This is a genomic window from Plantibacter sp. ME-Dv--P-122b (assembly GCF_030209375.1).
Taxonomy (GTDB): domain Bacteria; phylum Actinomycetota; class Actinomycetes; order Actinomycetales; family Microbacteriaceae; genus Plantibacter.
Map to the genome: position 1 here is coordinate 276,201 of NZ_JARVSC010000009.1, position 12,308 is coordinate 288,508.

The following is a 12,308-nucleotide window of genomic DNA, read 5'->3' on the forward strand; positions in this document are numbered from 1 at the left end:
GTCACGCCACCCCTTCCACAGCGAGCTGCGATTGGACGATCTGGCGATACGTCTCGTTGGATTCCAGGAGTTCGTCGTGGGTGCCGCGGCCGACGATGCCGCCGTCGTTCATGACGATGATGTGGTCGGCCTCCCGGATCGTCGCGATGCGCTGCGCGACGATGATGACGGTCGCGTCGGCGGTGCTGTCGCCGAGGGCTGCCCGGAGTCGGGCGTCGGTCGCGACGTCGAGGGCCGAGAACGAGTCGTCGAAGAGGTAGACCCGGGGCTTCGCGACGAGAGCCCGGGCGATGCACAGGCGTTGACGCTGACCGCCGGAGACGTTCGTGCCACCCTGGGCGACGCCGTCGTTGAGCATCTTCGGCTTCGCGCGGACGAAGTCCTCCGCCTGCGCGACGTCGAGCGCGCTCCACAGCTCGTCGTCGGAGGCCTCGGGACGCCCGAACCGGAGGTTCGAGGCGATCGTGCCCGAGAACAGGTACGGCTTCTGCGGCACGATCCCGACGACCCCGGCGATCTGCTGCCTGGTGAGCTGCGAGACGGGGACGCCGTCGATGGTGACGTGGCCCTGCTGCGGGTCGTACAGGCGCGGGATGAGCGAGAGGAGCGTCGTCTTGCCGGAGCCGGTCGAGCCGACGATCGCGGTGGTCTTGCCGGGCTCCGCCGTGAACGTGATGTCCGACAGGACCGGCCGCTCCGCTCCGGGGTAGCCGAAGGTGACGCCGGTGAACTCGACTCGTCCGACCGACGGCACGCGGATGTCGGTGTTCGTCGGCACGGTGAGGCTCGGCTCGGTGTCGAGGACGCTCTGGATGCGCTCGGCGCACACGACCGCGCGAGGGATCATCATGACCATGAAGACGCCCATCATCACCGAGGTGAGGATCTGGAGCAGGTACTGGAGGAACGCGGTGAGGGAACCGACCTGCATCTGGCCGGCGTCCACCCGCTGGCCACCGAACCAGAGCACGGCAGCCGTCGCCAGGTGCAGGACCATCATGATGACGGGGAACATGAGGACGAAGATGTTGCCGACCTTGATCGACACGCGCGTGAGCGCCTCGTTCGCGCGGTTGTACCGCTCCGACTCGAACGGCTCGCGGACGAACGCCCGGACCACGCGGATGCCGATGATCTGCTCGCGCAGCACGCTGTTGATGCCGTCGATGCGGTCCTGCATCTGACGGAACAGCGGCATGAGGAGGTAGACGAGGAACCCGACGATGATGAACAGCACCGGCACGGAGACCCACACGAGCCACGACAGCCCGGCGTCCTCGCGGAGCGCCATGATGATGCCGCCGACGCACATGATGGGCGCGGACACCATGAAGTTGAGGGTCATGAGGACGAGCATCTGGACCTGCTGGACGTCGTTCGTGCCGCGCGTGATGAGCGTCGCGCTGCCGAAGCCGCCGATCTCGAGTGCGCCGAGCGAGTCGACCTTCCGGTAGAACTCCCGGCGCAGGTCGCGGCCGATGGCCATGGCCGTGCGGGCGCCGAAGTAGACCCCGCCGATGGCTGCGGCCACCTGGACGAGGCAGACGAGCAGCATGGTCATGCCGGTGGACCAGATGAAGTCCGTGTCGCCCCGGGAGACGCCCTGGTCGATGATCTGGGCGTTCAGGCTGGGGAGGTAGAGGGCCGCGATCGTCGAGACGAGCTGCAGCACGAAGACCGCGACGACCCAAGCCGCGTACGGTTTGGCGTGTCTGAGGGCGAGGGAGAGGAGGGCCACGTGAGGTCCTTTGTGGTTCATGTCCGGTGCGGAGCACGCGCGCGGACGGAGGAGGGCGGAGCTGGGCTGGCGCGAGGCCAGTGCCTCCGACGGCGGCGCAAACGGTCGGAGAGCATGAAGGACGTGCCCGAGTGACGATACTCCGAGCCGGTGACACGGTGGTGTCCCGGTTCGGAATCGTGATCATCGCCTGGTCAGTCGACGCCCACGGTGATCGTGTGCCAGCCCTCTGCGCCGTCGGGGACGACGTCGACGGGGGTCTCGCTCTGCGTCTTCCCGCTCGCATCGGTCGCGCGGACGGCGATGGTGTGGTCGCCGGCCGGGGCGTCCCATTGGAGGACCCACTGCACCCAGGTGTCGTCGGAGATCGCGGTCGCGAGGGTCGTGTCGAGCCACTCACCGTCGTCGATGCGGACCTGGACCCGGTTCACGCCCGTGTGCTGTGCCCAGGCGACACCGGCGATCGCGACGTTCCCCGCCGCGACCCGTCCGCCGTTGCGGGGCACGTCGATGCGTGACTCGGTCTTGATGGGCCCGCGCTCCGACCAGCCACGGTCGGTCCAGTAGGCGCGGGCGTCCGCGTAGCGGGTCACCTCCAGCTCGACGACCCACTTCGTGGCGGAGACGTAGCCGTACAGGCCCGGGACGACCATGCGCACCGGGAAGCCGTGCTGCAGCGGGAGCGGCTGTCCGTTCATCCCGACGGCGAGGAGGCTGTCGCGGTCCTCGTCCTGCAGGACCTCGAGCGGGGTGCCGGCGGTGAACCCGTCGATGCTCCGCGACAGGACCATGTCTGCCCCGGCCTTGGGCTTCGCGCGGGCGAGCAGCTCGCGGATCGGGTATCCGAGCCAGAGCGCGTTGCCGATGAGGTCGCCGCCGACGGGGTTGGAGACGCAGGTCAGCGTGATGATCGACTCCTGGAGCGGCAGGGCGAGGAGTTCCTCGAACCCGATCTCGACCTCCTGTTCGACCATGCCCGTGATCTTGAGGCTCCAGGTCGAGGGGTCGATGTTCGGCACCTGGAGGGCGGTGTCGATGCGGTAGAAGGAGTCGTTCGCCGACACGACCGGGGTGAGTCCGTCGATGCCGAGTTCGGCTCCGGCCGGGACCGGCGGTGCGGCGACGGCGGCCGTCGGGAGCTTGAGCGCCTTGCGGATGCTCTCCACGGCGACCGCTCCCGCCGAGGCCACGCGAGCGCCGACGCCGATGACGAGGGCACCGACCGCGGTGCCGCCGAGCAGGACGAGGAAGGAGCGTCGGGGGAGTTCGGCCCGCGAGGCGCCGACGACCGGCCGGGCCTCGTCCGCGACCGTCGCATCGTCCCAGGTGCGGAGTCGGGTCACGAGCAGTCGCAGGACGAGGATGCCGACCGCGGTGCCGACGACGCTCGGGAACGCCCAGTCGAGGCCTGCGTCCGCTCGGGTGATCGCTGCGACGACCGCGACGACACCGACGAGCGCGAGCGCGATGCTCCCGACCACCGGGCGGCGCTCCTCGAGGACACCGATCCCGACGGCGAGGGCCGCGACCAGGACACCGAGCACGACGAGCAGCACGAGCTTGTCATTGGTGCCGAACAGGGCGATGACGAGGTCCTTCACCCAGCCGGGCACGAGGTCGATCACGAGGGAACCTACGGCGAGCAGTGGCGAGCTCGCGGGGGCGACGAACGCCGCGACGGCCTCTGCCGAGCCGAGGGTGGCGACGGCTGCGACGACGCCGGACGCACCGGCGAGCAGGGTGCGGCGGCGGGGCTCCATGTCCGTCATGCTACGCGCGCCCGCTGGGCATTCCGCCCTGAAGCGGCCCTTGGGGGTCAAGTCGGCCGTCCATCCCCGTACCCTGGGGGGATGACCACTGTCGGGCTCGGAATCCCACGCATCGGGTCGCCGCTCAGGCACATCCCGGATGCTGCCGGACGCCCCGACGTCGACGGCCTCATCGACCGCTTCGGCCGGGTCGCCCGCGACCTCCGGGTGTCGATCACGGAGAAGTGCTCCTTGCGGTGCACATACTGCATGCCGGAGCAGGGGCTCCCGGCCATCGCCCGCGACGACCTGCTGACGCCGACCGAGATCGGCCGCCTCGTCGAGATCGCCGTCCGCGACCTCGGGGTGCACGACATCCGCTTCACGGGCGGGGAGCCGCTCATGCGTCCTGACCTCGCGGAGATCATCGCCCGCAGCTCCGCGGTCGCCGGCGACGCCTCGATCTCCATGACGACGAACGGCATCGGACTCGACAAGCGCGTCGACGAGCTCGTGGCCGCCGGGCTCACCCGCGTGAACATCTCCCTCGACACCGTCGACCGCGACCACTTCGCGCGACTCACGCGTCGCGACCGCCTCCCCGCCGTCCTGGCCGGCATCGAGGCCGCCAAGCGCGCCGGGCTGACGCCGCTGAAGATCAACGCCGTCCTCATGCGCGACACGCTCGACGGCGCGGTCGCCTTGCTCTCCTGGGCGATCGAGAACGGTTGCCGTCTCCGCTTCATCGAGCAGATGCCGCTCGACGCCGACGAGGCCTGGGTGCGCGAGAACATGGTCGACGCGGCCGAGCTGCTCGACGTCCTCGGTTCCCGCTTCACGCTCACGGCTCCGCACCGCGAGGACCCCTCCGCTCCCGCCGAGGAGTGGCTCGTCGACGGCGGCCCGGCGACGGTCGGCATCATCGCCTCGGTCACGCGCTCGTTCTGCGACGACTGCGACCGAACCCGGCTCACGGCCGAGGGCACGATCCGCTCCTGCCTCTTCGGTGACGACGAGACCGACCTCCGGGGCATGCTGCGTTCGGGGGCCGACGACGTCGAGATCGCGGACCGCTGGCGCGCGGCCATGTGGCACAAGCAGGCCGGGCACCGCATCGCGTCGCCCGACTTCGTCCGTCCGGAGCGGAGCATGGGAGCGATCGGTGGCTGAGACGACGACGCTGCAGGTGCTCGTGCGCTACTTCGCCGCTGCCGAGGAGGCAGCCGGCGTCCCCGAGGAGTCCTTGCCGGCGGTGGCGACGGTCGGCGAACTGAAGTCCGTGCTGCTCGAGCGCTACGGCGACGCGATGGCGAAGGTCCTGGCTTCGGGGTCGTTCCTCGTCGACGGCGTCGTCAGTCGCGACGACGGCCGTCCGCTCGGTGCCCGGGTCGACGTCCTCCCGCCCTTCGCCGGCGGCTGAGTCGTCGTCGGACGACCGGACAGCGCCGGATGGACCGAGGCGGGCCGTCTAGGACGCTGCCGACGGGTGGCGTTCGGAGAGCGCTCGGGCGGCACGGGCCTGCAGCCATCGGACGAGGTCCGGGACGCCGCGCGTCCGGGTGTCCGCGGACGCGCCGCCGCCGCCCATCGCGTCGATTCCGGGGATGGTGTCGACCGGATAGTCGTCGAGTCGCTCGCATCGCATCCGCCAGTCCGGGAACTGGCGGAACGGCACGGTCTCGTCGTTCAGGATGCGCATGTCGGTGTGGCGGGGGTCCCGACGGAGACTCGCCAGGAGCGCGGAGATGCCCGCTTCCGGTCCTTCGACCACCTGGAAGAAGTCGTCGCCGCGCACGGCGAGCATGCCGGTGAGCCCGGAGCGCTCGTTGTTCGCGCGGCTCTCGAGGAGCAGGGCTTCGAGTGACGTCTGCGTCAGCGGGGTGGCGGCCCGGCTCACGTACGTCACCGATCGGACCGGCGCTTCAGCATGCATCACGATTCGCACAGTACATGGTCGGTGGGCCGACTTCGTCCCCCCGATCGGGTCTCCCCAGGATGTTCCCCCTCAGTGGGCGGTGAGGGGACCGCTTCATCGTGAGGCCTGCCAGGCGCGACGGGCGATCCCGGCCGACCGGAACATCATGACGAGCGAGGAGATCGTGCCGACGAGGGTCGCCAGGAACGCCGCGAGCGCGAGCAGCTGGAGCAGTCCGCCGACCGTCGACGACCGGCCGACGTACGGCGGGATCTCGTCCGACACGGTGTTCCCGACGCCGAAGCCGGCGACGAACATCGCGATGAGACCGAGCCAGACGAGCATCGAGCCGAGGGTCGCGACGTGCACCCAGTGCGTGCCGAGTCGGCCGCGCCATCCGAAGGAGGCGAACACCAGGATGGCCGTGAGGCCGAGCAGGAACGCGATCGCGACACCGACGAGGCCGACGATCAGGGTCGTGGGCGTGAACACCCCGTAGATCGCCTCGATGCCGTAGGAGTCGTCCGTCATCGCGAGCGGCGCCCAGATGAGTTCCTCGATGGGAGCCAGCATCAGCATCACCGTCGCGGCGACCGCCCAGACGACGACGGCGATGCGCTGGGCGCGGAGGTCACGGCGTGCATCGGTCGTCGACATGGACTCCACGCTAGGCGCTCGGTGACGGTGCCGCTCCGAGCAACGCCAACCGCTTCGCCAGATATGGTGCGGTGCGGCTGTCGGGGTCTGCGGCGACGGTGTCCGGGGTGCCTGCGGCCACGATGCGTCCACCAGCGTCGCCGCCGGACGGTCCGAGGTCGATCACCCAGTCGGCCGCGGCGACGACGTCCATCTCGTGCTCGACCACGACGACCGTGTCGCCGGAGTCGACGAGTGCGTTGAGCTGCGCCAGCAGACGACGGACGTCGGCCGGGTGGAGGCCGGTCGTCGGCTCGTCGAGGAGGTAGAGGGTGTGACCGCGTCGCACCCGCTGGAGTTCCGTCGCGAGCTTGATGCGCTGCGCCTCACCGCCCGACAGCTCGGTGGCCGGCTGGCCGAGCCGCAGGTACCCCAGGCCGACCTCGAGCAGGGTGCGGAGGCTCCGTGCCGCCGCCGGGACGGCCGCGAGGAATTCGGCCGCCTGCTCGACGGTGAGTGCGAGGACGTCTGCGATCGACTTCCCGTCGTAGGTGACCTCGAGGGTCTCGGCGTTGTACCGGGCGCCGTCACAGGTCGGGCACTTCCCGTAGCTGCCGGGGAGGAACAGCAGCTCGACCGACACGAAGCCCTCGCCGAGGCAGGTCTCGCAGCGACCTCCCGCGACGTTGAACGAGAACCGGCCGGCCGTGTAGCCGCGCTCGCGGGCGAGGTCCGTGGCGGCGAAGGCCGCGCGGACGGCGTCGAAGAGGCCGGTGTAGGTCGCGAGGTTCGACCGCGGCGTTCGGCCGATGGGCTTCTGGTCGACCCGGACGAGGCGGTCGATGTGCTCGAGCCCTCGCACGCGGCGGACGGTGAGCGTGTCGGCGTGGCCGTCCGGCACCGTCGCCTCGGCCAGGCCGGAACCATCGGTCGCATCCGGATCGGTGGACACGTCGTCGTCATCGTCTGTGACGTCGTCCGTCGTCCGGCCGTCCGCGCGCAGGTGATCGCGCACGACGTCGCGGAGGACGCGGCTCACCAGGGTCGACTTGCCGGAACCGGAGACGCCGGTGACGGCGACGAAGGTCCCGAGGGGGATCGAGGCGTCGACGCCGGCGAGGTTGTGGAGCGTGATGCCCTCGACCTCGAGCCAGTCGCGCGCCTCACGCAGTGCTCGGCGTACGGGAGCTGAGCCGTGCTGCTCGGGGAAGAGGAACGGGCGGGTCGCCGAGGCCTCGACGTCGGCGAGACCCTCGACGGCGCCGCTGTAGAGGACGTCGCCGCCGCCCTCACCCGCACCGGGGCCGACGTCGACGATCCAGTCCGCGTTCCGGACGACGTCCATGTTGTGCTCGACGACGTAGACCGAGTTGCCCGAGCGCTTGAGCTGCTCCAGCACCTCGAGGAGCGGCTCCGCGTCGGCCGGGTGCAGGCCGGCGGACGGCTCGTCGAGGACGTAGACCACACCGAAGAGGCCGGAACGCAGCTGCGTCGCGAGTCGGAGCCGCTGCATCTCTCCCGGGGAGAGGGTCGTCGTGACGCGTCCGAGCCCCAGGTAGCCGAGTCCGAGGTCGGTGAGCACGCGGATGCGCGCGAAGAGGTCGGTCGTGATGGCGACGGCGACGTCGGTGCGCTCGCCGGAGAGCGTGGTGGGGAGGGCCGGTGCGGGGTCGGTGAGCTCGGTGGTGGGCCGGATGACCTCGGCGAGTTCCGTCATCGGCAATGCGTTGAGCTCGGCGATCGTGCGGCCGGCGAAGGTGACCGCGAGTGCCTCACGGCGGAGTCCCGTGCCGTGGCAGAGCGGGCACGGACCCGAGCGCACGAACTGCAGCACCTTGTTCCGCATCATCTGGCTCTTGGAGTCGGAGAGGGTGTGGAAGACGTACTGTTTGGCGCTCCAGAACATCCCGTTGTACGGCTTCGCGACGCGGTCGCGCTGCGGCGTGATCTGCACGACCGGCTGCTCCTCGGTGAAGAGGAGCCAGTCTCGGTCCGCTTGGTCGAGTTCGCGCCAGGGACGGTCGACGTCGTAGCCGAGCGCGATGGTGATGTCGCGGAGGTTCTTCGCCTGCCAGGCCCCGGGCCATGCGGCGATGGCGCCCTCGCGGATGCTCAGCGACGGGTCGGGGACGAGGGAGTCCTCGGTGACCGTGTGCGCGACGCCGATGCCGTGGCACTCCGGGCAGGCGCCGACGGCGGTGTTGGGCGAGAAGGCGTCGGAGTCGAGTCGCGTCGTGAACCCCTCGGGGAAGGTCCCGGCACGCGAGAAGAGCATGCGGAGCGAGTTCGACAGAGTCGTCACCGTGCCGACGCTGGAGCGCGAGCTCGGGGCGCCGCGGCGCTGCTGCAGGGCGACCGCCGGTGGCAGCCCGGAGATCGAGTCGACGTGCGGGTCGTGACCCTGCTGGATCAGTCGCCTGGCGTACGGGGCGACGGACTCGAGGTACCGCCGCTGCGCCTCGGTGAAGATGGTGCCGAACGCGAGCGAGGACTTGCCCGAGCCGGAGACCCCGGTGAAGGCGACGATCGCGTCGCGCGGCACGTCGACGTCCACGTTGCGGAGGTTGTTCTCGTTGGCTCCCCGGACGCGGACGAACGGGTCGGATGCTTCGGGGGCGTGTTCGGGCATCAGATCACCTTACGTCGCTCGCTACCGCGATGCGGAGTGGTTGACGCGTCCCCGCAGGTGTGCGGGCGGCGGTCGACGTGCGCTCAGCCGACGAGGGTCGCCCGCGCGTCAGAGACCAACAGGTACAGGGCACGACTCGAACCGGGAAATCGTTCGAAGCCGAATCGCTCGTAGAACGGGATGACGTCGTCGGTCAGGGCGTGGACCAGGATCGCTCGCATCCCGATGATCTCCGCCGCGCTGATCGCTTGGAGGACGGCATGCTGCAGGAGGGCGGTTCCGAGGCCGAGGCCGATGAACTCCTGATCGATGGCGAGCCGGCCGATCAGGACGACGGGGATCGGATCGGGTGCTCGGCGTGCGAGCGGCTGTGGCGCCTCCTCTCGGACGAGCGAACTCGCCGAGAGGCAGTAGTAGCCCGCGACGCGACCCTCGGTCGTCGCCGAGACCATCGTCTTCGACCCACCACTGCGGTCGTTGTTCCGTGCGTATCCACGGAGCCAGCTGTCGAGGACGTCGACGCCACAGCGGAACTCCGACAGGACGTCTCCAGTGGCCAGCGGTCGTGGAGTCCGGAACTCAGTCAACGAAGATCGTGGGTCGGTTCAGGAGGTCGCGGAGTCCGTCGATCGAGCGCGCTGGGCGTTCCAGGATCGCTTCGAACTGCTCGAAGGCGGCCGCGTCCACGCGGATGTCGCGCTCACGGCGGATGACATCGGCCGCCCGTTCCGTAGCGGCGGACGTGGTGAAATCGGTGATGGACCGACCTTCGATCGCGGCGGCGGCGGCGATCGCGTCCTTCTGTGCGCTGGTGACGCGGACCTCGATGCGCTTGTCTTTCAGTGGAGATGCCATGCCGTCATTGTACGGCAATCTTCCGTACGGAGTCGATGTCGGAGGTTGGGGGCAGAATCACCCTCATGACTCGTGAACGTTCCTGGCACGGTTGTGTCTTCATCGGCGTGAGCCTCGACGGTTACATCGCGGGGCCCGACGGCGACCTCGGCTGGCTCACGGAGCTCGAGCCGCGGGAGCATGCCGCGGATGCACCTGGGGAGCACCCGGCGCTCGACTGGGATTCGTTCTTCCCGACGATCGACACCCTCGTGATGGGACGCACCACCTACGACACCGTCCTCGGCTTCGGCGAGTGGCCGTTCGACGGCAAGCGGGTCGTCGTGCTGAGCGCCACGCTCGAGGCCGGGGACGACCGCATCACGGTCGCCGGTTCGCTCGACGAGGCGGCCGCCCTGCTCGACGAGGCCGGTGCCGGCCGCGTCTACATCGACGGCGGCAGGACCATTCAGGCGTTCCTCGGTGCGGGCCTCGTCGATGAGATCACCGTGTCGGTCGCGCCGGTGCTCATCGGCTCGGGCGCCCGCCTCTTCGGCGACCTCGACGCCGACGTCCGCCTGCGACTCCGCGGCACCCACGCGACGCCCGAGGACGGACTCGTGCGCATCACCTACGACGTGCTGCCGCGCTGACAGCCCGGCTCCGACCGGGAGTGCCTCAGTCGACCGGAGCCGAGGTCCGATGAGCGATGGTGAGCTTGCCGGGCAGACCGCTGCGTTCGAATGCAGCGGCGATTCGATCCTCGAGCGTCGGCTCAGCGATGAGGAGTTCGACGCGCGTGATCGGTCCGTCGTCCGACGTCTGATGGCGGATCTTCACCGCGGTGGACATCGTCGAGAGCGCCGGTTCGAGCACCTCGAGGAACGAGGCGAGTTCCGTCGGCGGTGTCCCGTCCGTTTCGATGTCGACCGAGTGGTACGGAGCCTGGTCGAGCGACCAGGAGGTTTTCCAGACCACCGGGCCGATCGAGTCCTCGAGGCGGTCGCCCGCGGTGAATACTCGCAGGGCCTCGAGATACCGTGTCACGGAGTCGGCCGTGATCTGGGGGACGACGGATGCGGGAGCATCGTCGCGACGGACACTGATGGTCTCGCGACCGCGGCTGAGGTGCCCCGCGATCGCTGTCCACTGGTCGGCGGTGAATGCGGCCGTCGAGCCGAGCAGCAGCGTGGAACCGTTGGCGAGTCCGAGCGACGACATCTCGCAGGGCGAGATGGTCCGCTCGGAGGCGAGTGTCGTCAGCAGGTCGCCGACCTCGGCGGCGGACGTGTCCTCGTGCACCGACACCCGGAGGTCACACCTCGGCATGACGTTGATCTTCGGCTCGATCGTCCGGACCGTCACCGTCCCACGACCGCCGAGCTCGGCTTCGACCGTGGCCTTCGCGCCGATCGCGGCGATCGTCATCGGCGCACAGGCGCGGACGAGCAGCGCCACGAGCAGGATGAGGCCGAGCGCGATCGCCACTCTGACGACGGTCTTCCGGCGCGCTGTCTTCTGTCGTTCCGGCGGCGTCCGTCCCCCGTCCATCACTCGATGTCGATCTCGTACTGCCGCTGAATGAATGCGGCCATGTTCGGAACGGTGAACGAGACGCGTCCGCGTTCCGGCATGTAGATGATCCCTTTGTCGATGAGGCTCTGGCGAGCGGGGGAAAGACTCGTCGCCCTCGTTTCGAGTCGCACGGCGACGTCGGCCGTGCGCGTTCCACGGTCGCCGTCGATCGACATGGCTCGGAGGTACTGGCGCTCAGCTGGCGTCGCGCGGTCCCAGCGTGCGGGAAAGAAGCCCATGTCCAACGACGCGTTGCCATCGATGACGGCCGCCGCCGCGTCTTCGCGCGATATCGTGCGCTCTGATGCGATCTCCCAAGAGGCTTGGCCGTAGGTCTGGAGGAAATACGGGTACCCATTGGCCGCATGAACGATGTCTTCGGCAGCTCCACTCTCGAACGAGGCGCCTTGTCGGGTGGCGGGCACGGTGAGCGCCTCGAAGGCGGCAGCAGGATCGAGGGCGCCGATCTCGCGGTAGTTGAACAACCGCTCGGCGTACGATCGGGCTTCGCTCAGCACGGACGGTAGGGATGGCAGGCCGGCCCCGAAGATGTAGAACGGCCATCCCTTCTGCCCGGCACGATGCTGAGCCGCAAGGAGCGCGATGATCAGCTCCGGGTCGATGTCCTGCATCTCGTCGATGAACAGCGCGAACGCTGTGGACGTCTCCATCAGCGCAGGCGCGAGGTCTTCGACGACCTCCTCGAAGTCGATCTCGATCTGGCCTGAGTCTGCCCTGCCCGGCAGGGCCTCGAGTCCGATGTCGATGGACGCCACCCCAAGAGACAGGCTGAACGACTTGACCGTTCGCAGGGCATGTCTGACGGCTGTAGTCGCATGCTTCGTGCGCTGGAGCTTTCTGCTCGCCAGCAGCAGCGATCGCCCCAGCTTCTGTCGAACAGCCTCGTTTCCCAGCTCGGATGAGCGGCCTTCCAGTTCGATGATGAACCAATCCGCGCGCTCTGCCTGCTCACGGAAGCGATTCAGCAGCACGGTCTTCCCGACACCCCTCAGGCCGTGCAGGACGATGCCGCGACTATGGAGGCGCCTCCGGGACCGAGCGACGATGAGATCGAACATCTCGATCTCGTTCTCGCGGCCTACGAGATAGGGAGGCGTGAGGCCTGATCCAGGCGAGTACGGGTTCAGTTCCGCGCGCATGCTCGAATCATACCGTTTTCTAGCCGATTATTGCATTTTCGCAATAATGCATAATTATACGCGATTCACCGAA

The 12,308-nt window shown here is 69.0% G+C and carries 12 protein-coding genes; 3 read left to right on the plus strand and 9 right to left on the minus strand.

What is annotated here, in order from left to right; genetic code table 11:
- Position 1: 1 nt before the first annotated feature.
- Entirely contained in the window at positions 2-1,738 is a 1,737-nt protein-coding gene (locus QRN19_RS16285; protein ID WP_285028237.1) for an ABC transporter ATP-binding protein, read from the minus strand.
- A 194-nt stretch (positions 1,739-1,932) separates the two neighbouring features.
- The gene (locus tag QRN19_RS16290; protein WP_285028238.1) at positions 1,933-3,498 is read right to left on the minus strand and encodes a molybdopterin-dependent oxidoreductase; all 1,566 of its coding nucleotides are present in this window, start codon (positions 3,496-3,498) and stop codon (positions 1,933-1,935) included.
- Positions 3,499-3,588: 90 nt separating this feature from the next.
- On the opposite strand from QRN19_RS16290, the gene moaA reads away from it, so the two are divergent.
- Together moaA and QRN19_RS16300 are read left to right on the plus strand one after the other, a co-directional pair.
- Positions 3,589-4,656 (plus strand): GTP 3',8-cyclase MoaA, encoded by a 1,068-nt coding sequence (gene moaA / locus QRN19_RS16295; RefSeq protein WP_085511391.1) that lies wholly within the window; start codon positions 3,589-3,591, stop codon positions 4,654-4,656.
- Positions 4,649-4,906, plus strand: coding sequence for a MoaD/ThiS family protein (locus tag QRN19_RS16300; RefSeq protein WP_285028239.1), 258 nt, complete (start codon positions 4,649-4,651; stop codon positions 4,904-4,906). Before moaA ends, QRN19_RS16300 begins: the two co-directional genes overlap by 8 nt.
- Before the next feature lie 48 nt (positions 4,907-4,954).
- On the opposite strand, the gene QRN19_RS16305 is transcribed toward QRN19_RS16300, so the two are convergent.
- The 5 genes from QRN19_RS16305 to QRN19_RS16325 form a co-directional block, all read right to left on the minus strand.
- Positions 4,955-5,419 (minus strand): BLUF domain-containing protein, encoded by a 465-nt coding sequence (locus QRN19_RS16305; protein ID WP_285028276.1) that lies wholly within the window; start codon positions 5,417-5,419, stop codon positions 4,955-4,957.
- Positions 5,420-5,515: 96 nt separating this feature from the next.
- The gene (locus QRN19_RS16310; protein WP_285028240.1) at positions 5,516-6,058 is read right to left on the minus strand and encodes a hypothetical protein; all 543 of its coding nucleotides are present in this window, start codon (positions 6,056-6,058) and stop codon (positions 5,516-5,518) included.
- A 10-nt stretch (positions 6,059-6,068) separates the two neighbouring features.
- Complete coding sequence (locus tag QRN19_RS16315) at positions 6,069-8,666, minus strand: excinuclease ABC subunit UvrA (RefSeq protein WP_285028241.1); 2,598 nt, start codon at positions 8,664-8,666, stop codon at positions 6,069-6,071.
- A gap of 83 nt (positions 8,667-8,749) precedes the next feature.
- Positions 8,750-9,253 carry a GNAT family N-acetyltransferase gene (locus QRN19_RS16320; RefSeq protein WP_285028242.1) on the minus strand — a complete coding sequence of 168 codons (504 nt, stop codon included), beginning with the start codon at positions 9,251-9,253 and terminating at the stop codon, positions 8,750-8,752.
- On the minus strand, positions 9,246-9,521 hold the full coding sequence (locus QRN19_RS16325) for a type II toxin-antitoxin system TacA family antitoxin (protein WP_064293940.1): 276 nt from the start codon (positions 9,519-9,521) through the stop codon (positions 9,246-9,248). The genes QRN19_RS16320 and QRN19_RS16325 overlap by 8 nt, the downstream gene beginning before the upstream one ends.
- A 65-nt stretch (positions 9,522-9,586) precedes the next feature.
- Here QRN19_RS16325 and QRN19_RS16330 point away from each other — a divergent pair, with 65 nt between their 5' ends.
- Complete coding sequence (locus QRN19_RS16330; protein ID WP_285028243.1) at positions 9,587-10,153, plus strand: dihydrofolate reductase family protein; 567 nt, start codon at positions 9,587-9,589, stop codon at positions 10,151-10,153.
- A 25-nt stretch (positions 10,154-10,178) separates the two neighbouring features.
- Here the strand turns inward: QRN19_RS16330 and QRN19_RS16335 are convergent, their stop codons facing one another.
- Together QRN19_RS16335 and QRN19_RS16340 are read right to left on the minus strand one after the other, a co-directional pair.
- Positions 10,179-11,051 carry a hypothetical protein gene (locus QRN19_RS16335; protein ID WP_285028244.1) on the minus strand — a complete coding sequence of 291 codons (873 nt, stop codon included), beginning with the start codon at positions 11,049-11,051 and terminating at the stop codon, positions 10,179-10,181.
- Positions 11,051-12,235, minus strand: a complete 1,185-nt coding sequence (locus QRN19_RS16340; protein WP_285028245.1) for an ATP-binding protein — start codon at positions 12,233-12,235, stop codon at positions 11,051-11,053. The genes QRN19_RS16335 and QRN19_RS16340 overlap by 1 nt, the downstream gene beginning before the upstream one ends.
- Between the last annotated feature and the right edge of the window lie 73 nt (positions 12,236-12,308).